Here is a 19,235-nt window from a genome sequence, read left to right on the forward strand (position 1 = left end):
CGGCGACAAGACCAGTACCGGCGGCTACATGTGCCGCTCCCCCGCAGATGGGAAGAAATGTAGGCTTCCTCATTGTCCATGTCAACGCCTTCGCGTGAAACTCCCGGGCCGCGTGACGGACCGGGCGCTGAACACTGGCTCCGTGCCGCCGTCGTTCTGTCGGGGCCCCGCCGTAAGCTGGGATTATGCCGAGCAACTGGGACAGCCTTGACGTCGCCCTCCGCGATTCCGTACAGCAGAACGTGGAGATCTACGCGCGTGTCCGGCCGGCCCTGAAACTGGTCACGCGGGATGTCCTGCTGCTGATGCGGGACATGCTGAAGGACAGCGAGGTCACCCCGCTGTTCGTCACCGGGCGGACCAAAACCGTGGAATCCTTCCGTGAGAAAATTTCCCGGATCGAGGAGCCGTTGGAGCCGGGCGGCCCGCCGGTCCTGAAGTTCCCGGACCCATTCCGCACTTTGAACGACATGGTGGGCATCCGCGTCATCACCAAACTGCCGGCCGAGAACGCCGCGGTGGCGAACATCATCAAACGCCAGCGGCAGCTGTTCGACTGCCGCGGGGACCGGGAGAAGGACATCGGCTCCATCGAGTCCGGGACTTACGGGTATTCCAGCCGGCACCTGATCCTGCGGACCATCCAGAACGAGGCCGTCAAGGAGTACCAGCAGGTCTTCAACCCGGATGCCCAGCCCAACGGCAGCTATTTTTTCGAATGCCAGATCCGCACCATTTTCGCGCATGCCTGGAGCGAAATCGAGCACGACATCCGGTTCAAGGCGGAGGACCCGCGCGCCTGGACTCCGCATTTCGACCGGCAGTTCACGGCCACCGCCGCGATGCTGGAAACGGTGGAAACGGCTTTCGCCGACCTGCACGAACGCTATGAGGAAGTCCGCAGTTTCTGGGATACCGAGGGTGAAGGCGCGGCACCCCTGACGCCCAACCGTATCCGGGACGTGTGGCGCACCCTGCTGCCCCACGTGGACCGCAAGGTGGACGATGACTGGGGCTGGGCGGCAGAACTCCTTGCCGCCCACGGCCTCAACCAGACCATGCAGCTGGCCGGGCTGCTCAGCGCCAACCGCATTACCGAGGTCCGCAAGGCCCTGGACCACCGCTACTCCCCCGGGCCCGACCGGCTGCTCGATGACCTGCTCCTCTGGCAGTACGGCACCAAACACATCGACCTCACGGCAGAGGCGGCCGACGCCGTCCCGCACCCCCGGCGCGACAGCCTCCTGCGGAGGCTCAAAGAAATCGAGCGGTATCGGCTGACGAAGAAGTAGGGGGTGGATCTACTCCCCGGGCATGAAGTGGACGTGAAGGGCGGCGATCACTGTAGCGGCGTCCTGGGGAATGGCGGGATCGAAGCCGGTGAGCTGGCCGAACCGTGCGAGCCGGTTCAGGACCGTGTTCCGGTGACAGTACAGCTCGCCGGCGGCCTCAGACACCGACCCGGAGCGAAGGTACGCCTGCACCGTCTCGATTAGCCGGTCCCGCTCATGCCCGGAAATCGTTGCAAGCGGCCCCAGCACGGTGTCCGCCAAAACGGTTCCATACTCTCCCAGCCGGGTTGCAGCGACGGACCCCCACGCATCACGCACCGTTTGCCGGCCTGGCCTTCCCGGCGTCACCGCCGGCAATGACTCCAGGGCAATCCGCAGCATCCGGGGCACATCGGCCAGCGACTGGGCGGGAGGTGCCACAAAGCAGTCCAGCGTGGCCAGCCAGGGGCGTGTCCTCTCCGGCCCGCGTCCGGCACGGGCGGGAACATCTTCCAAAATGAGGATGAGCGCCCCGTCGCGCTCGTGCAGGAACTGTTCGACGCCGGCGCGCAGCACCCCGGCCCGGAATGTCTCCTGCGCATGTCCGGCGGCGACGGCGACGATAAAGGTGCTTTCCGGCTTCACGCCGAGCGCACGTGCGGCCTGGCCCAGCAACTGCGGATCCTTTCCGTCCGAGTTGAGGAGCCTCGACAGAAGGAAGGCACGCCGCGTCTCCTTTTCCTGGGCCATGGTGGCGAGCTCGTTGAGGTAGCCCGCGTGGACACGGATGGTATGGAATTCGACCGCTTCCCAGACGCGTACGGCGTCCTTGGTGAAACTGGGCAGGAACTCGGCGGGAACCTTCTCCAGCATTGCGGTCCAGAGGACCCGGAAGTCCATGCGCACCGCGCGCAGGAGGGACTCCAGCGGGAGGCCCTGCTGGGCGCGGCGGTGGCCGAGCGCTTCGGAAATCCCGGCCAGCCGGTCCGGTATCGGCAGGTCACCCACCAGCCGCAGCAACAGTTCCATTGAGGCGACGGCTGTCTCTTCCAGGTCCTTATCGACTACCAGCGAGCCCGCGTAACCGTCGATCTCCTGCACCTCGCGCAGGTACTCGTGTGCGATCCGGTCGATGTCGGCCAGGCAGTCGGCCACAACGTCCGACACCACCGATCGGGCGATCGGCCCGCGGGACGCTTGAACGGCGTCGGCGGACGCTTCGGTGGGCATATGCCCATTCTAGAACCGGAGGGCACTGTGATCATCCATTGTTTAACCCTGTGATTGGGACCACCATTGAAGGAGCCGGCTCTGTGCGGCTGCGCCCTCTAGTACGGAAAGACGTCCCGAGTCCATGCTTGATCTGAAACTTGTTAACGCCAGTATTTTCACGATGGCTGAGGCCGCGCCCACAGCGAGCGCGATGGGAGTGCTGAACGGGCGGATTGTCGGGTTGGACGCCGACGTCCTTCAACTCCCCGCGCAGCGCACCCTCGACTGCGGCAGCGCCGTTGTCGTGCCCGGCTTTGGCGATTCGCACAATCACATGGCGTGGTTCGGGCAGTCCCTGGCCGAACTCGACTTATCCCGTTGCCGGACCCTGAATGATATGTACGACGCCGTTTCCCGGTTTGCGTCCGAACTGCCCGATGGCGCGTGGGTAGTGGGCTCCGGCTACGACGACACCGTGATGGGCGGCCATCCGCACCGCAATAATCTCGACCGGTCCGCACCCGGCCGCCCGGTGTGGCTCAAGCACCGGTCCGGACACATGTGCACCGTCAACACCGAGGTGCTGGAACGCGCGGGCATCCTGGACGGTTCGGTGGACATCCCGGAGGGTGGCACCGTTGTCCGGGATACCAAGGGGCCCACCGGATTGCTTGAGGAACAGGCGCAGAAGCTCGTCACCGCGCTGGTGGTCCCCTATCCCGTGACGGATCTGGCGGACGCCATCGGTGCGGCCAGCGAGGTCTATGCCTCCGAAGGCCTGACGCACGTGGTGGAAGCCGGCATCGGTTCCGGCTGGATTGGCCGCAGCCCGGTGGAGCTCGCCGCCTACCTCGAAGCCCGGCGCCGCGGCCTCCTGAAAACCCGGGTCCAGCTGATGGCTGCCAGCGATGCCCTGCATCCGCTGCAGTCACATGCCACCGACGCGATCACCTTCGGACTGGACCTCGGCATCGCCTCCGGGTTCGGTGACGACCAGGTGCGGCTCGGTGCCATGAAAATCTTCATCGACGGCTCCCTAATCGGCCGTACTGCCGCTGTGACCGAACCGTTCTGCGATCATGGCCACGGCACCGGCAGCTTCCAGCTCTCCCTCGAGGAGCTGACCCGGCGGATCGTGGACGCCCACTGCTCGGGCTGGAACGTCGCCGCGCACGCCATTGGGGACTCCGCAGTCGACGTTGCTTTGGACGCCTTCGCTGCCGCCCAGCAAAAGCTGCCACGGCCCGAAGCGCGGCACCGCATCGAGCACGCAGGCATGGTGCGGCCGGACCAGCTTTCCCGGTTCGCATCCCTCGGAATCACGCCGGTTCCGCAGCCGCACTTCCTGTTTGAGGTGGGCGATACCATGGCCGCGGCCGTCGGTCCCGAGCGGGTGCCTTGGCTGTACCGCCACAAGTCCTTTCTCGACCTCGGCGTACGCGTCCCCGGCAGCTCCGACCGCCCGGTGGCATCCGGCGCGCCCTTGCTCGGCATGCAGTCGATGGTGACCCGCCGGTCCTCGGGCGGAACCACCTTGAGCCCCCAGGAACGCGTCGACGCCGGGACCGCATTGCGGGCGTACACAGTGGACGCCGCCTGGACGGCGGGCGAGGAGGACCGGCGGGGCACGCTGGAATCCGGCAAACTTGCCGACTTTGTTTTCCTCTCCGCCCACCCGGCGGACGTCGCCGTCGACGAAATCGGTCAAATCACCGTGCTGGCAACAGTGCTTGGCGGCACCTGCGTCTTCGGCCAGGACTACCTTGATGACCTGCCGACGGCCCACCCCACCAACGTCCAGTCCCCGTTCCACCTCGAGAAGCAGGAAAACCAAGCATGAAACCAGATGAGACACAACAGGGAGAGGACGTCACCGTACCCGCTGTCAGCGGAGCCGATGCGGGCATGATTGCCCGTGCAGCCTTCGTCGGCACTGCACTCGAATGGTACGACTACTTCCTCTTCGGTACCGCGGCCGCCATTGTGTTCAACCGGCTGTTCTTCACGTCGCTGGACCCGACGGCCGCGACCCTGGCAGCGTTCGCGACGTTCGGCGTCGGCTTCGCTGCCCGGCCGCTGGGCGCAGTCCTATTCGGCTACATCGGTGACCGGGTGGGCCGCCGGCCCGCGCTGCTGATCACCATCGTGATGATCGGATTGGCCACCGGCCTCATCGGCGTCCTGCCCGATTTCGGCACCATTGGCCTCGCTGCACCCATCATGCTTGCCATCCTGCGCCTGATGCAGGGCCTGGCGGTGGGCGGCGAGTGGGGCGGTGCGATGACCATCGCGGTGGAACACGCGCCCATCGAAAAGCGCGGCCGGTACGCCGCGCTGGTGCAGGTGGGTTCCCCGGTGGGCACGCTCATGTCCTCCGGCGCTTTCGCCCTGGTGCTGCTGATGCCACCGGAAGTCTTTGACTCCTGGGGCTGGCGCCTGCCGTTCCTGGCAGCGTTCCCGCTGCTGCTGATCGCGCTGTACATCCGGTTGAAGGTTGAGGAATCCCCCATCTTCAACGAGTTGGTCAAGCTGGAGGAACGCGCCAAGATTCCCGCGATTGATGTGTTCCGCCAGGCCTGGGGCCGGCTGATTGTGGCCATCGCTGCCGCCTTCCTGGGGGTTGGCGGGTTCTACGTGATGACCACCTTCGTCATCAGTTACGGCACCACCACCCTCGGCCTGGACCGCGGACTGATGGTCAACGCCACGTTGATTGCCGCAGTCGTACAGATCGGCGTCATCCTGGTTATCGGCCGGATCAGCGAGAAGGTGGGACCCGGCAAAATGACGTTCCTTGGTGGCCTGGTAACCGCCGCCGCAGCGTTCCCGCTCTTCTGGTTGATCGACACCCGCAACCCTGCCGCTATCATCCTCGCCGTCACTGCCGGCATCGCCCTGCTGTCCGTGGCCTACTCGGTGACCGGGGCCCTGCTGACCGAGCTGTTCCCGCCGAACCTGCGCTACAGCGGCGTTTCCCTGGGCTACAACCTGGCCGGTGCCCTGAGCGGATTCCTGCCCCTGATCGCCGTCGCCCTGCTTGGCGTCTCCGGCGGAGCGTCCTGGACCGCTTCCCTGCTGCTGATCGTGGTATCGCTGATTACCGCCGCGGGCGGATTCTTCGGCGAGCGCCTCCGCGTCAAGGACAAAGCGATCGTGCGGTAAGGAGCAGAATGCTGAACCCGGAAACTGCGCGGCGCATTACCGACGCCGTGGATGCCGCCTTTGACCGCCAGCTTGAGTTCACCGCGGAGCTGATCCGGCATCCCTCGCTGAGGGCCGCCGAGGCCAGCGCGCAGGACCTGATGTTCGCCGAGCTGGAGTCCCGCGGCTTTGCCATGGACCGCTGGGCGCTCGACGGCGAAGCCCTGGCAACGCACGTGGGCTACGGGCCCAGCACGGTGGCCTTCGAGGATCTCACCAACGTGGTGGGCACCTATACTCCCCCGGAAGAAAAAGGCCGGTCGCTGATCCTCAACGGGCACATTGACGTGGTCCCCACCGGCCCCGAGGAGACATGGGAACGCAGCCCCTGGGACGCCGCCGTGAAGGACGGCTGGATGTACGGACGCGGCGCCGGTGACATGAAGGCCGGGCTCGCCGCCAACCTCTTCGCGTTCGACGCCATCCGCGCTGCCGGGCTGGCGCCGGCGTCCACCATCCATGTCCAGTCCGTGGTGGAGGAGGAGTGCACCGGCAACGGTTCCCTGGCCGCGCTGCAGCGCGGGTACGCGGCGGATGCCGTCATCATTCCCGAGCCGGAAGAGAACATGCTGGTGCGGGCCAATGTGGGGGTGATCTGGTTCCGGGTGCGGGTTTCCGGCAAGCCCACCCATGTCCGGGAAATGGCGTCCGGCTTCAACGCCATCGACGCCGCCTACTCATTGATGGGCGCACTGCGGGAGCTGGAGGCCAAATGGAACGCCGACAAGGACAGCCACCGGTACTTTGAGGACGTTGACCATCCCATTAACGTCAACATCGGCATGATCTCCGGCGGCGACTGGCCCTCGAGCGTGCCGTCCTGGTGCGAGTTCGATGTCCGTGCGGCCCTGTATCCGGGGGTCCCGGCCGCTGACGTGTGGGACGAGATCCAGGAGTGCCTCCGGGCTGCCGGGGCCGGGGAGTCGGTAGCGGTGTCCGCGGAGCGGACGGGCTTCTTCTCGGAGGGCTACGTCCTGGAGGAGGGCTCGGATGCGGAGGCGGCGCTGGCCGCTGCACACCAGGAGGTGTTCGGTTCTGTGTTGCAGAGCTTTACGACGCCGGGCTACCTGGATGGCAGGGTCTTCACCCTGTACGCGGGCATCCCCGCGCTGGTCTACGGGCCGGTATCCGAGGCGATTCACGGCTTCGATGAGCGGGTAAGCATCGAGTCGGTGCGACAAGTGACCAAAACCATCGCACTGTTTATCGCCGACTGGTGCGGGGTAACCGAGGCAGCTTAGTCTTTTTCGCGAACGCGAAAGGCGCCCGGCCACTGGCCGGGCGCCTTTTTCGTGCGGTGTCTAGCGGGGGTCAAGCTCTCCCAGGCACAGGCTGCGGACGACGTCGGTGAGCACGAGCAGCCCGCTGACGATGTCCTGGTCCGTGGTGTACTCGTGCTCGTTGTGGGAAATGCCCTCAACCGACGGAACGAACAGCATCACCGTGGGCACAATGTCCTTCAGGTTCGTGGAGTCATGCCCGGCCAGTGTCTTCACCCGCGTATAGGTGAATCCACGGTTCGCCGCTGTTTTCTCGGCAAGCGCCACACCTTCGGGCTGGTAGGGGGTGACGGGCCAGCAGTGGGACCCGGTCTTCCTGATCTCCACCCGCGCTGCCTGCTGGATGTGGTCGATGCGGTCGTGGAGAATTCGGTCGGCCTCGGCGAGGAGTTCCTCGTCAGCGGACCTGAGGTCAAGGAGCAAGGTCACCAGCGAAGGCACGACGACGGGCGAGTTGGGATGGACCTCAAGCTGCCCCACAGAGGTGTGGACGGCGCCGTCGGGAAAATGATCTGCGATTTCCCTCGCGGCCACCACCAGCATCGACGCGCCAAGGAGGGCGTCGTGCCGGTCGGCGATCACGGTTGAGCCGGTGTGCGCCTGCTCGCCGCGGACCTCGAATTCATACTTGTTGGCGGCCCAGTTGGAGTCGACGACGCCGATGGTGATCCCGTCGCGTTCCATGCTGCGGCCCTGCTGGATGTGGATTTCGGCAGCGTAAGCGGCCTTGGGCCCGCCACCCTGGCCGAGTGCGGCGGTGGCTTCCAGGGCCTCCCGCACGGTAACGCCTGCATGGTCCTTGATTTCCAGGACGTCCTCGGGCGCCATATTTCCGGTGTAGGCGGAGCTGCCCATCATCGACGGTTTGAACCGGCTGCCTTCCTCGTTGAACCAGTTGACCACGGCCAGGTTGTACCGGGGCATTGTCCCGCCGGCACGCCACTCCTCCCCGAGCCGGAAGGCGGCGTGGGCAGCGGCGAGGACGCCATAGGCACCGTCGTAGCGCCCGGCTGTTGGCTGGGAATCCAGGTGGGAGCCAACCAGCACGTACGGCGCACCGGGATTCAGTTCCAGCAGGCCGAACTGGTTGCCCACCTGGTCGAAGGAAACGTCCAAACCCTTGTCCCTCAGGAGGCCGGCCAGCCAGGCGCGCTGTTCCCCGTCGGAGGATGACCCCGCCTGCCGCTCCACTCCCCCACCGGCCGTGGCACCGAAAGTGCATAGGGTGGCGAAGTCCTGCAGGAACACAGAGTCCGCTCCCGTGAACTTGGTGGGATCGGGTTCCGGCACAGCACCGTTGCTCATGATTGCTTGTCCTTTGGGCTTGATCAATGGATTACACCATCGTGTCAGGGCCGTGCGCAGAAGGCACTGGGTCCGGACAACCAATCCGGCCGGCGGCATTGTGGGTGTGCACATTCCGTTGGGACGTCATCGGGGGCAGGGCCTTACTCGCATCTAGGACACCACGGCAGGTCAACGACCGCGGCTGGCCCCCTCCCAGGGGTCAGCCTGGGCTGAGTAACCTGCCGGCGGCTCACCAGTCGTGCACCGTGCCGTCGACCAGGCGGTTGTAGGGCAGGTAGGCCTGCTGGTAGGGGAAGGCCGCGGCGGCTTCTTCGTTGAATTCGACGCCGATGCCCGGCTCGTTGCCCGGGTGGAGGTAGCCGTCCACGAAGGTCATGGACTGCTGGAAGACCTCGTTGGTTTTGTCCGAGTGCTGCATGTATTCCTGGATGCCGTAGTTGTGGATGGCTAGGCCCACGTGCAGCTGCGCGGCGAAGCCCACCGGGGAAATGTCGGTGGGGCCGTGGAAGCCGGACTTGATCTGGTACTGCGCGGCGAAGTCCATGACCTTCTTCAACGGGCTGATCCCGCCGAAGTGCGTGGACGCGGCCCGGACGTAGTCGATCAGCTGTTCCTTGATGATGGTCTGGTAGTCGTACACGGTGTTGAAGATTTCGCCGATGGCCAGCGGGGTGGTGGTGTGCTGGCGGACCAGGCGCAGGGCTTCCTGGTTCTCGGCCGGGGTGCAGTCCTCGAGCCAGAACAGGTCGTACGGTTCCAGCGCCTTGCCCAGCTTGGCCGCCTGGATCGGCGTCATCCGGTGGTGCCCGTCGTGCAGCAGCGGAATCTCCGGGCCGAACTCGTTCCGGACCGCCTCGAACACGCCGGGCAGGTGCCGCAGGTACGCGCGGGTGTCCCAGTCCTCCTCCAGGGGGAACGCACCCCGACCGGCGGGTTCGTAGTCATAGCGCTCACCGGAGGCCTGCGCCTGGGCGGCAACACCATAGACGGCCTTGATGCCCGGCACGGCCGTCTGGATCCGGATGGACTTGTACCCCAGTTCCAGGTGCTCCCGGACCGAATCGAACAGGGACGGAAGATCAGCACCGGAAGCGTGGCCGTAGGCGCGCAGCCCGTTCCGGGACGCCCCGCCCAACAGCTGGTACACCGGCATGCCGGCGAGCTTGCCCTTGATGTCCCACAGTGCCATGTCCACCGCGGCGATCGCTGCCATCGTGACCGGGCCGCGGCGCCAGTACGAGGAGCGGTAGAGGAACTGCCAGGTGTCCTCGATCCGGTGCGGGTCCTTGCCGATCAGCAGCTGCGCAACGTGCTCCTTCAGGTACGCGGCAACCGCGAGCTCGCGGCCGTTGAGAGTGGCGTCACCGATACCGGTGACACCGTCCTCGGTGGTGATCCGGAGCGTCACGAAGTTGCGGGAGGGACTGGTCACAAAGACGTCGGCGGCAACGATTTTCACTGTGGATGCGGCTTTCTTGGTAGGGGAAAAGTGGGACAGGCCGAAGGCCTGCCTGCAAAACTAACGCTGCGTAGTTCCGCCGGGGGTGGTTCCAAGCAGTGCAAGCTCCGCACGCGAGGGCAGGCCTTCCCAGTCCCCCGCAGTGCTGACGGCGAAGGCGCCGGTGAGGGCACCGCGGTGCAGGCGCCCGGGGACGTCGGCGCCGTCGAGCAGGGCGGACAGGTAGCCGGCGGTGAAGGCGTCGCCGGCTCCCACCGTGTCGATGCTGGTAACGGACACCGGCGGGGCATCCCACCGGCCGTCGGCGGTGTGGACGCTGGCACCGGCGGCACCGCGCTTAACTACAACTTCCTGCACTCCAAGCCCAAGGAGCTCGGCCACCATCGCCGCTTCGCTGGAGGCCTGGTCATGCGTGCCGGTTGGCGCCGTGGCCACCAGGCCCAGTTCGTCGTCGGAAGCGATCAGGATGCCGGCGTGCCGCACCAGCGGTGTGAGCACCTCCCGCGCCTCCTCCCGGGACCAGAGCTTGCTGCGGTAGTTCACATCAAGGGACACCACCACGCCGTCAGCAGCGGCACGTTCGGCGGCGTGCTCCACGGCCTTCCGGGATTCGGGACTGAGGGCCGCCGTGATGCCGGTCAAATGGAGAATGCGGGGCCCTGCCTGGAGGGCGCTGTCGATATCCTCCGGGCACAGCGTTGACCCTGCCGAACCGGAACGGTAATAGAAGGCGCGGGTGACATCGGCGGTGCGCTGTTCGAGGAACATCACTCCGGTCCGGCGGGTCGCATCCTCCCGGTGCTGCAATCCAACCCCCTCGGCGCGGAGTTGGCGGAGGATGAATTCGCCGTGCGGATCGGCACCCACCACTCCGGCCCAGCTGACGCTGTGGCCTAGCCGCGCGACACCGACGGCAACGTTCGATTCGGCGCCGGCAACGTGCATGGACAGGGCGCCGCCGGCGGACAGCGGCCCCGCGGAGCGCAGCGAAACCATGGACTCGCCGAAGGTGAGGAGGTCAACGGAGGCACGCCCGACGTCGGCAGTCACCGCAGGCTCTCCGCCGCGGCCCGGCCGTCATACTGGGTGGCGAGTGCAACGAAGCGGCGTGCCCGCTCGCGCATGGGAGCAAGGTCGCCGCCGGATCCGGCGTCGCCGAAAAGGGGGCCTCCCAGCCCCACCGCGATGGCACCGGCTCCCCAGTACCCCGCCGCTTCATCCAATCCCACGCCACCCACAGCGATGAACGGGATGTCCGGGAACGGGTCGCGCAGCGCCTTGAGGTAACCCGGCCCGCCGATGGAGGCGGGGAAAAGCTTGACCGCGGCGGCGCCGCGGTTCATGGCCTCGTACGCCTCGCTCGGGGTGAGGGCTCCAGCCAGGACGGGGATGCCCCGGCCGGCCGCCTCCTCGATGGACGGTGCCAGGGACGGCGTGACGATGAACTGGCCGCCGGCCGCAGCAACGTTGTCCACGTCCTGCTTTGTCAGCACCGTCCCGGCACCCACGAAGCAGCCAACGGGAGCGGATGCCCGCACCTCGCTGATCGCGTCCAATGCTCCCGGCGTGGTGAGGGCGATTTCAACGTACTGGAAGCCCTCCTCCATCGCGGCAAGCGCCGCCCGTCCGGCGGCCGGTCCGTCGTTGCCGCGGACGATCGCCACCAGTCTGGTCCGGCGCACGCCGGCCAGCAGGGCGTCGGGGGTCAGGGGGTTCTCCATACTCGGCTGCTTCTCCTTGAAAGGGGTGTTCATGTCCGTGTCCACGGTTCGGGCCGTCACCATTCGGCGAAAGCGCCGTCCGGCTGGCGCCACACCGGGCCGCGCCAGGCGTGCCCGCGTTTGTCTGCGGCACGGACCACAGCTTCGTCGATTTCGATGCCGAGGCCGGGGCCGGTAAGACGTTCGATGTGTCCGTCCACAAACTTCAGCGGCGTTTTGTCCACCACATAGTCCAGGACCTCTGCGCCCTGGTTGTAGTGAATGCCGATGCTCTGTTCCTGGATGAGGAAGTTGGGGGTCGCGAAGCCCACCTGAAGGCACGCGGCGAGTGCCAGCGGACCCAGCGGGCAGTGCGGCGCCAGCTGCACCTCGTAGATCTCGGCCAGCGAGGCGATTTTGCGGACCTCGGTGATGCCGCCCGCGTGGGAGAGATCCGGCTGGGCCACGGCGATGCCGGCCTGCAGTGCCGGCAGGAATTCCTGCCGGCTGTAGAGCCGCTCACCGGTGGAGACCGGCGTGGTGGTGGACGAGGTGAACTCGCGCAGGAGGTGCGTGTTTTCCGGGACCACGGGTTCTTCGAGGAAGAAGGGCCGGTAGGTTTCCAGCAGCGGCGCCACGCGGCGGGCATTGGCCAGGCTGAAGCGGCCGTGGAAGTCCACCGCGACGTCGCGGTGTTCGCCGAGGACTTCGCGGGCGGCAGCGACCCGGCGGACGACGCCGTCGATCTCGGCCACGGAGGCGATCGGGCTCATCCGGCCGCTGGCGTTCATCTTCACCGCGGTGAGGCCAACCTCCAGCTGCGCGCTGATCTGGTCGGCCACCTCGTTGGGTTCGTCGCCGCCTACCCAGCCGTACATCCGGATCCGGTCCCGGACGTGGCCGCCGAGGAGCTGGTGCACGGGCGCGTTGAAGTACTTGCCGGCGATGTCCCAGAGGGCCTGGTCAAGGCCGGATACGGCGCTGGCGAGGATGGGTCCGCCGCGGTAGAAGGACCCCTTGGTCATCACCTGCCAGTGGTCTTCGATCCGGAGCGCGTCGTTGCCGATCAGGAATTCGGCGAGCTGCTCGACGGCGGTGCGCACCGTTTCGCTGCGGCCTTCGCACGTCGCTTCGCCCCAGCCGACGATGCCGCTGTCGGTTTCGATCCGGACGAAGAGCCAGCGCGGGGCGACGAGGAAGGTTTCAATCCTGCTGATGAGGGTCATCTGGTGCCTAGCCCTTGGTCGCACCGGCCGTGAGGCCGGAGACGATGTACTTCTGCGTGAAAAGCGCAATGATCATGATCGGAATGGTGACCACCGTGGCCGCCGCCATCAGCCCGCCCCAGTCGATACTGGCGTAGGACACAAAGTCGAAGATGGCGACCGGCAGTGTCTTGGTACTGGCGCCGGAGAGCACCAGGGCAAACATGAAGTTGTTCCAGGAAAAGATGAAGGAAAGGATCCCGGCGGTGGCAATTCCGGCGACGGAAAGCGGCAGCGTGATGCGGCGGAAGGCGCCGATCGGCGTGAGGCCGTCCACCTGTGCGGACTCCTCCAGTTCCAGCGGCAGGGAATCAAAGTAGCTCATCATGATGTAGACAATCAGCGGCAGCGCAACGAACATGTGGCTGAGGATCAGCACCTCGAAACGGCCCACCATCCGAAGGTTGGAGAACACGTAGTACCAGGGCACCAGCAGCGAAACGCCGGGGATCACGCGGGCCATCAGGACCACGAGGGCCGAGCGGTGCATGGTGAAGCGGCTCATCGCGTAGGCCGCGGGAACTCCAAGCACGATCGACAGCGCCGTGGAAACGAAGGCCACCCAGAAGCTGTTAAAGATGAAGACAAAGTAGTTGTTCCGCTGGAGTACGTTGGCGTAGTTCTCACCCGTGGGTGTGAAGAACAGGGCTTTGCCGGTGTCGTAGATGTCCACGTTGGTTTTGAGTGAGGCAAGGAACATCCAGAACAACGGGGCGATGAGGAACAGCACCACGGCAATGAGGGCCGCGACCCGGAAGACCTTGTAGAGCCTTGTGGACAAGGGCTTCCGACGGCGGCGAAGCACCTGGGGCTCTCCGGCGGACGTTTGGCTTGGGGTCAGGACGGTCATTTGCTTACCGCTTTCTTGCGCATGGTCAGCAACCACATCGAGCCGATGATGATCATGAAGAACAGGATCAGGACGGCAGAGGACAGCCCGTACTGGTTGTAGTCGAAGCTCAGGCCGTAGGCGTAAACGTTCAGGGTTTCCACCTCATTGAAGGATCCGCCGCCTTTGCCCTTGGTGGCGTACAGGATGTCGAAGGTCTTCAGGGCATCGATGCCGCGGAGCAGGATGGCGACAATCACGGTGGGCATCATGAGGGGAAGCGTGATGTAGAAGAAGCGCTGGAAGGCGTTGGCGCCGTCCACCCGGGCGGCCTCGTCCGGCTCATCGGAGAGTGATGTCAGGCCGGCGAGAAGGATCAGCACCACCATGGGGGTCCACTGCCAGACGTCCATAAAGATGGTGGTCCCGAGTGCGGTGTCCTGGCCGGAAAGCCACGGCTGCGGCGGGATGCCCACCATGCCCAGCAGCTGGTTGGCGAAGCCGATGTTCGGGTCGAAAATCAGGCGCCACATCATGCCGACGGCAACTGGGGTGGCCACCAGGGGAAGCAGGATTGCCACCCGGACCCACTTTTCACCGCGGAAAGGACGCCAGAGGAGCAGTGCGATGCCCATGCCGAGCACCACCTCGCAGACCAGGGCAACACCGGTGAAGGTCAGCGTCCGGCCCACCGCCGGCCAGAACCGCTCGGTGTCAGTAAGGACAGCGAGGTAGTTCTGGAAGCCAATGAACTCTGTGGCGGCGCGGACGGAGCCCTGTGAGTCGGTAAGGCTCAGGTACAGGGTCCACACCAGCGGGAAGACGATCAGGATCCCGACGAAAATCATCGCGGGGGCCGCAAAAAGCCATTTGCGGTGCCGGTTGGACCAGGCGGAGACGTTCCCCGCGAAGCTGGGAGGGCGGCCGGCGCTGCGGGCGGGAGCGCTGCGGGGAGCGTTCGTTACGGACATGGTTCACCTAAGGAGTTTGGGGGGAGCGGTGCGCGGCGGGACGGCAACGGGGCTGCCGTCCCGCCGGGCTGTGGTGCAGGCTGCAGGCGCGCAGGGCGCCTGTGGCATTACTGCTTTTCGCTGTCCAGGAACTTCTGGAAGGCGTCGTGGGCCGAGTCGGCTGCCGCGGAGGCATCGGCACCTGTGATGCTGGCTACGATCGGCTCACCCACGATTTCCCTGGCCTTGCCCACGGTGACAACCTCGGGGCGGTCATGGCCCACACCGTTTTCCGCGCTGACGGCGATGGCGTCAGCAAGGTCCTTGGGGTAGGTGGAGGTCCCCTCGGGGTTGGACCATACGGAGGCGCGGGGTCCGGGAACACCGGCCTTCTGTGCAGCCAGGGTACGTTCCTTGCTCGTTGCCCACTGGATGAACTTCCAGGCGTTGTCCTGGTTGCTGGAAGCCTCGTTCACGGCCAGGCCCCAGGAGGGGATGTTGTACGGCTTGGAACCGGCAGGACCTGCGGGCAGCGGTGCAAACCCTACCGAGTCCGCCACTTTCGACTTGGCGGGGTCGGTGGCGTTCTTGTAAAGCGAGTCAGCCTCGGTGTAGAAAGCGGCCTTGCCCTGGGTGAAGATTGCCATCGCCTCCGGCCAGCTCATATCGGTGCTGACGTTGGCGGGGCCGTAGTTCTTGATCAGGCCGCCGTAGTAGGCGTAAGCCTTCTTCGCAGCGTCCGAGTTGACGGCGGACTTGCCGCTGGAGTCTGTGAAGTCGCCGCCGAAGCTGTACAGGAAGCTGGAGAACTGGGTGACGGCAGTGGACTTGCCGGTGCGGGCCACGAAACCAGCGGTATCCGGGGTGGATTCCTTGATGGCCTTGGCAGCCGCTTCGAGCTCCTCCATGGTCTTGGGGACCTCCAGGCCTGCGGCCTTGAGGAGGTCCTTGCGGTAGTAGAGGACCTCGCGCTCGGTGATGATCGGGACGCCGACGACCTTGCCGTCGGCGGTGGTGGCCTTCACCGGGCCCTCCTGGTAGTCCTTCCAGTCCCAGCCGGAATCAGAGGACACCTTTTCGGTCAGGTCGGCAAGGTAGCCGTTCTTGGCGAAGGCCTTGCCTTCCTGGAGCGGGCGGTACATCATCACGTCGATCTCATCGCTGCCGGCGTTGAGCTTGACGTTGTACTGGTCGGAGAGCTGGTCTTCGCCGAGCTGGGTCAGCTCCACTTTCAGGCCGCTGGACTGCTCAAACTCGGGGATGGCGGACTTGATGCCTTCAGTCCATACATGGTTGGCGAGCGTCACCCGGACCACACCTGATTCCTTGGCATCGTCACTGCCGCTCCCGCTGCAGGCCGTGAGCCCGAACGAAAGTGCAGCGGCGACTGCCGCGTACTTCATTACTGCACGTCGCTTCATTACGACTCCTTTTTCTTTGGCTGGCGTCACTGCCCAGCCGGTCGCTGACGCTTCTTTACGTCTGCTCTGGATGCGAGCATAAGCGGATAAGTCAGACTTAGACAACCCCTTTTTGCCGACCAGTATGATTTAGGCATGAGACTTCCAAGGGTGGCGTCCCCTACGGACCGGCACGCGGCGTTGGTGCAGAGCCTCGGTCTGTCAATCGCGGACGGGCGGCTCGCGCCACTTTCCATCCTGCGGCTGGATGAGTTGGAGGAGCAGCACAAGGTATCCCGTTCGGTGGTCCGGGAGGCAGCTCGGGTGCTCTCGTCGAAAGGAATGCTGGAATCCCGCCGGCGCTTCGGCACAGTGGTGCAGCCTGAGGAATCCTGGAACCTCTACGACCCCGAGGTGATCCGCTGGCGGCTGGCGTCCTCCCGCCGGCTGGAGCAACTGCAGTCGCTTAATGAACTGCGGGGAGCGGTGGAACCGCAGGCCGCCCGTCTTGCCGCCGAACGCGGGTCCTGGGACGCGGGCAGCGAACTTGTCTCCCTTGCAGCACGGTTATGGGCCGCCGGCCAGCGCGGCGAGCAGGAGGAGTTCCTCCGCCTGGACGTGGAGTTCCACGCGGCTGTGCTTAAAGCCTCCGGCAATGCCATGTTTTCCCAGCTTCAGGAGCTGGTGGCTGAGGTCCTCACCGGCCGCTCGGAGCACGGCCTGATGCCCCACCTTCCGCACCACGAAGCACTGCAGCTGCACGTGGACGTGGCGAGTGCCATTCAACGCAGGGAGGCCGGCGCAGCCCACGCAGCCATGAGCAGGATCGTGGAACAGTCCTCCGAAGAGATGAGCCAGATCTGGTCGAGCACTCACGATGCAGGCGGCGCATCCCTTGCCACCCAGGCGGACAAAGCCGTGAAGTAGTCCGGGTTTGCGGCCCTTACGGCCGCCCGAAGGACCTCACACACCGCCGCCCCCGACGGTCATCAGGGCACCCCAGCCGGCGCTTTCGCACAACAGTTCCATGATGTCCTTTCAAGGGGTGATGCCGGGAGAGCCAGCGGCGGCATAAACATGCTCTGCGCCGCAGCGGTGCAATCCCCTGCAAACAAAACGGGAATCCGGGGCGACCACGGCGGTCGCCCCGGATTCCCGTTTATGGGCCGGTACCTTCAGCCAGCAGCGGAGGGTGCCGGTTAGCGGGCGTTGAGGAGGTGTTCGAGGGCGAGCTGGTTGAGGCGGATGAACGCGAAGGAGCGTTCGGCGGCTTTGTTGGCGTCGAAAGCTTCGAAGGCGGTGGTGTCGGCCAGCAGGTCGGTGGCGGTTTCGCCGGCGGCGAGGGTGGTTTCGCCGAGTTCGTAGACGCCGGAGGCGGCGAGGGCTTCCTGGACCTGGGGGTCGGCGCGGAAGGCGGTGGCGCGTTCCTTCAGCAGCAGGTACATGGCCATGTTGGCTTTGGCTGATTCCCAGACGCCGTCGTAGCCGTCGGTGCGGGAGGGCTTGTAGTCGAAGTGGCGCGGGCCCTCGTAGCGGGGTCCGCCGTTGGGGAACCCGTTTTCGAGCAGGTCAACGGTGAAGAAGGCGCTGGTGAGGTCGCCGTGGCCGAAGACGAGGTCCTGGTCGTACTTGATGCCGCGCTGGCCGTTGAGGTCGATGTGGAAGAGCTTCCCGGCCCAGAGTGCCTGGGCGATGCCGTGGGTGAAGTTCAGCCCGGCCATCTGCTCGTGCCCGGTTTCGGGGTTCAGGCCCACGATGTCGCCGTGTTCGAGCTGGGCGATGAACGCCAGGGCGTGGCCGACGGTGGGGAGGAAGATGTCGCCGCGGGGTTCGTTGGGCTTGGGTTCGAGGGCGATGCGGAGGTTGTAGCCCTTGTCCTTGATGTAGGCGGCGGCGGTGTCCACGCCCTCGCGCATCCGGTCCAGGGCCGCGGCGAGGTCCTTGGAGCCGTCGTATTCGCTGCCTTCGCGTCCGCCCCACATCACAAAGGTTTCGGCGCCGAACTCGGCGGCCGAATCGATGTTGCGCAGGACCTTGGACAAGGCGAAGCGGCGGATGGACCGGTCGTTGGAGGTAAAACCGCCGTCCTTGAATACCGGGTGGCTGAACAGGTTCGTGGTGACCATCGGGACCTTCAGGCCGGTCTCGGCCAGGGCTGCCTTGAAGTTCTTCAGGATCAGGTCCCGCTCCGAGGCCGTGGCGTCAAACGGAATCAGGTCGTTGTCGTGGAACGTGATGCCGTACGCGCCGAGCCCGGCCAGCCGGTGCACCGCCTCCACCGGGTCCAGCTCCGCGCGGGTGGCAACACCGAACGGGTCAGCGCCGGTCCACCCAACAGTCCAAAGACCGAATGTGAACTTATCAGCAGGCGTGGGGGAAAGAGTCATGATGCGTCCTTGCACTGGAATTGATTGGGGGCCGAAAGGCCAATTAGTTTATACACTGAACTATATGAGGAACGGTGCGCCGGGGTCAAGGGCGCACCGCCCCTGTAGTTCGACCGGGCAGGAAGTCAGCCCCGGCGGGCAGGCCTGTCAAAGCGCCATCCCTCGGACTTCAGTTCCGGGATGATCTGGTCCACCGCTTCCACCGTCTGGGTCCTGTCTCCGCCGCCGTCGTGCAGGAGCACCACTCCCCCCGGCCTGATGCCCTCCTTGAGGCGGCGTACCAGCTCTGCCGTTCCCGGCGGATCCCAGTCGCCCACCACCGTCGCCCACCCGAGGGGCTGCATGCCCAACCCGGCGGCTACCTGCGGAGTCCCGCCCCAGCTTCCGTAGGGCGCACGGAAGTAGTTGATCTTCGCCTCCGGAACGGCCTGGCGGATAACGGCGCTGGTTTCTTCAAGATCGGCCCTGATGGCGTCAGCGCTCCACGACTCCATGTTGTCGTGGTGCATGGTGTGGTTGCAGAGCAGGTGGCCTGCGTCAGCAATTTGGCGGACGATTTCGGGGTGCTGTTTTACGTGGTCCCCCCATAGGCAGAACGTGGCTTTCACGTGGTGCTTCTCAAGCGCTGCCAGCAACCTGGGGGTGTTGACAGGGTCGGGGCCGTCGTCGAAGGTGAGGCTCAAGTACTTGCCCTCATGCCGGGTGGAATCAACAACCACTGGAGTGGCCTGGTCCGCTTGGGCAGGAGTTGCACCGGCGAGGACTGCGGGGATGGCCGCGCCGAATGCCAACGCAGTGGCAGCCAGGGGCAACGCCGCCTTGCGCAGAAGTATGGAGCGGTGAAAGGGGAAATTCATGGCCACCTCTTTGGAGTCGCAAGAAACTTCCGGTAATTTCCGGAACGCGCTTAGCGTAGGCGCGCCTCCAGGATCACGTCAAGGGTGGGTCAAAGGAACCGTGGAGCGAAGGATCA

The 19,235-nt window shown here is 65.5% G+C and carries 16 protein-coding genes; 5 read left to right on the forward strand and 11 right to left on the reverse strand.

The genetic code is table 11. The features are described 5' to 3' along the window. Window positions 1–185 precede the first annotated feature (185 nt). Complete coding sequence (locus tag QFZ70_RS17000) at window positions 186–1,292, forward strand: GTP pyrophosphokinase family protein (protein WP_307097295.1); 1,107 nt, start codon at window positions 186–188, stop codon at window positions 1,290–1,292. Between the two features lie 9 nt (window positions 1,293–1,301). Here QFZ70_RS17000 and QFZ70_RS17005 read toward each other — a convergent pair whose 3' ends face one another. Continuing rightward, a complete protein-coding gene (locus QFZ70_RS17005; protein WP_307097297.1) occupies window positions 1,302–2,501 on the reverse strand; it encodes a CdaR family transcriptional regulator in 1,200 nt (399 codons plus the stop codon). Window positions 2,502–2,625: 124 nt separating this feature from the next. On the opposite strand from QFZ70_RS17005, the gene QFZ70_RS17010 reads away from it, so the two are divergent. The 3 genes from QFZ70_RS17010 to QFZ70_RS17020 are packed head-to-tail and all read left to right on the forward strand — an operon-like array spanning window position 2,626 to window position 6,925. Beyond that, window positions 2,626–4,323 (forward strand): amidohydrolase, encoded by a 1,698-nt coding sequence (locus QFZ70_RS17010; protein ID WP_307097298.1) that lies wholly within the window; start codon window positions 2,626–2,628, stop codon window positions 4,321–4,323. Next, window positions 4,320–5,645 carry an MFS transporter gene (locus QFZ70_RS17015; protein WP_307097299.1) on the forward strand — a complete coding sequence of 442 codons (1,326 nt, stop codon included), beginning with the start codon at window positions 4,320–4,322 and terminating at the stop codon, window positions 5,643–5,645. Before QFZ70_RS17010 ends, QFZ70_RS17015 begins: the two co-directional genes overlap by 4 nt. 8 nt (window positions 5,646–5,653) lie before the next feature. After that, a complete protein-coding gene (locus QFZ70_RS17020) occupies window positions 5,654–6,925 on the forward strand; it encodes an ArgE/DapE family deacylase (RefSeq protein ID WP_307097301.1) in 1,272 nt (423 codons plus the stop codon). 60 nt (window positions 6,926–6,985) lie between these two features. Here QFZ70_RS17020 and QFZ70_RS17025 read toward each other — a convergent pair whose 3' ends face one another. The 8 genes from QFZ70_RS17025 to QFZ70_RS17060 form a co-directional block, all read right to left on the reverse strand. Then, the gene (locus QFZ70_RS17025) at window positions 6,986–8,269 is read right to left on the reverse strand and encodes a M20 family metallo-hydrolase (RefSeq protein WP_307097302.1); all 1,284 of its coding nucleotides are present in this window, start codon (window positions 8,267–8,269) and stop codon (window positions 6,986–6,988) included. 232 nt (window positions 8,270–8,501) lie between these two features. Then, a complete protein-coding gene (gene manD / locus QFZ70_RS17030) occupies window positions 8,502–9,731 on the reverse strand; it encodes a D-mannonate dehydratase ManD (RefSeq protein WP_307097303.1) in 1,230 nt (409 codons plus the stop codon). Window positions 9,732–9,791: 60 nt separating this feature from the next. Then, entirely contained in the window at window positions 9,792–10,781 is a 990-nt protein-coding gene (locus tag QFZ70_RS17035) for a sugar kinase (RefSeq protein ID WP_307097305.1), read from the reverse strand. Beyond that, on the reverse strand, window positions 10,778–11,452 hold the full coding sequence (locus tag QFZ70_RS17040) for a bifunctional 4-hydroxy-2-oxoglutarate aldolase/2-dehydro-3-deoxy-phosphogluconate aldolase (RefSeq protein WP_307097306.1): 675 nt from the start codon (window positions 11,450–11,452) through the stop codon (window positions 10,778–10,780). The genes QFZ70_RS17035 and QFZ70_RS17040 overlap by 4 nt, the downstream gene beginning before the upstream one ends. A gap of 56 nt (window positions 11,453–11,508) precedes the next feature. Beyond that, on the reverse strand, window positions 11,509–12,657 hold the full coding sequence (dgoD, locus tag QFZ70_RS17045; protein WP_307097307.1) for a galactonate dehydratase: 1,149 nt from the start codon (window positions 12,655–12,657) through the stop codon (window positions 11,509–11,511). A gap of 7 nt (window positions 12,658–12,664) precedes the next feature. After that, a complete protein-coding gene (locus tag QFZ70_RS17050; RefSeq protein WP_307097309.1) occupies window positions 12,665–13,546 on the reverse strand; it encodes a carbohydrate ABC transporter permease in 882 nt (293 codons plus the stop codon). After that, window positions 13,543–14,496, reverse strand: coding sequence for a carbohydrate ABC transporter permease (locus tag QFZ70_RS17055; protein ID WP_307097310.1), 954 nt, complete (start codon window positions 14,494–14,496; stop codon window positions 13,543–13,545). The genes QFZ70_RS17050 and QFZ70_RS17055 overlap by 4 nt, the downstream gene beginning before the upstream one ends. 107 nt (window positions 14,497–14,603) lie before the next feature. Beyond that, a complete protein-coding gene (locus QFZ70_RS17060; protein WP_307097311.1) occupies window positions 14,604–15,896 on the reverse strand; it encodes an ABC transporter substrate-binding protein in 1,293 nt (430 codons plus the stop codon). A gap of 135 nt (window positions 15,897–16,031) precedes the next feature. Here QFZ70_RS17060 and QFZ70_RS17065 point away from each other — a divergent pair, with 135 nt between their 5' ends. Next, window positions 16,032–16,802, forward strand: coding sequence for a FadR/GntR family transcriptional regulator (locus QFZ70_RS17065; protein ID WP_307097314.1), 771 nt, complete (start codon window positions 16,032–16,034; stop codon window positions 16,800–16,802). A gap of 272 nt (window positions 16,803–17,074) precedes the next feature. Here QFZ70_RS17065 and xylA read toward each other — a convergent pair whose 3' ends face one another. Further along, window positions 17,075–18,262 (reverse strand): xylose isomerase, encoded by a 1,188-nt coding sequence (gene xylA, locus QFZ70_RS17070; RefSeq protein ID WP_307097316.1) that lies wholly within the window; start codon window positions 18,260–18,262, stop codon window positions 17,075–17,077. Between the two features lie 125 nt (window positions 18,263–18,387). Beyond that, window positions 18,388–19,119 (reverse strand): polysaccharide deacetylase family protein, encoded by a 732-nt coding sequence (locus QFZ70_RS17075; protein WP_307097318.1) that lies wholly within the window; start codon window positions 19,117–19,119, stop codon window positions 18,388–18,390. Window positions 19,120–19,235: the final 116 nt, after the last annotated feature.

Source organism: Arthrobacter sp. V1I9, assembly GCF_030817075.1.
GTDB lineage: Bacteria > Actinomycetota > Actinomycetes > Actinomycetales > Micrococcaceae > Arthrobacter.

Excerpts from the sequence above, each read along its gene's own strand:
- QFZ70_RS17010 (WP_307097298.1), top strand. The coding sequence starts at position 2,626 with ATGCTTGATCTGAAACTTGTTAACGCCAGTATTTTCACGATGGCTGAG.
- QFZ70_RS17050 (WP_307097309.1), bottom strand. The coding sequence starts at position 13,546 with ATGACCGTCCTGACCCCAAGCCAAACGTCCGCCGGAGAGCCCCAGGTG.
- QFZ70_RS17020 (WP_307097301.1), top strand. The coding sequence starts at position 5,654 with ATGCTGAACCCGGAAACTGCGCGGCGCATTACCGACGCCGTGGATGCC.
- QFZ70_RS17025 (WP_307097302.1), bottom strand. The coding sequence starts at position 8,269 with ATGAGCAACGGTGCTGTGCCGGAACCCGATCCCACCAAGTTCACGGGA.
- QFZ70_RS17005 (WP_307097297.1), bottom strand. The coding sequence starts at position 2,501 with ATGCCCACCGAAGCGTCCGCCGACGCCGTTCAAGCGTCCCGCGGGCCG.
- QFZ70_RS17040 (WP_307097306.1), bottom strand. The coding sequence starts at position 11,452 with ATGGAGAACCCCCTGACCCCCGACGCCCTGCTGGCCGGCGTGCGCCGG.
- dgoD (WP_307097307.1), bottom strand. The coding sequence starts at position 12,657 with ATGACCCTCATCAGCAGGATTGAAACCTTCCTCGTCGCCCCGCGCTGG.
- QFZ70_RS17000 (WP_307097295.1), top strand. The coding sequence starts at position 186 with ATGCCGAGCAACTGGGACAGCCTTGACGTCGCCCTCCGCGATTCCGTA.
- QFZ70_RS17015 (WP_307097299.1), top strand. The coding sequence starts at position 4,320 with ATGAAACCAGATGAGACACAACAGGGAGAGGACGTCACCGTACCCGCT.
- QFZ70_RS17065 (WP_307097314.1), top strand. The coding sequence starts at position 16,032 with ATGAGACTTCCAAGGGTGGCGTCCCCTACGGACCGGCACGCGGCGTTG.
- QFZ70_RS17060 (WP_307097311.1), bottom strand. The coding sequence starts at position 15,896 with ATGAAGCGACGTGCAGTAATGAAGTACGCGGCAGTCGCCGCTGCACTT.
- QFZ70_RS17055 (WP_307097310.1), bottom strand. The coding sequence starts at position 14,496 with ATGTCCGTAACGAACGCTCCCCGCAGCGCTCCCGCCCGCAGCGCCGGC.
- QFZ70_RS17075 (WP_307097318.1), bottom strand. The coding sequence starts at position 19,119 with ATGAATTTCCCCTTTCACCGCTCCATACTTCTGCGCAAGGCGGCGTTG.
- xylA (WP_307097316.1), bottom strand. The coding sequence starts at position 18,262 with ATGACTCTTTCCCCCACGCCTGCTGATAAGTTCACATTCGGTCTTTGG.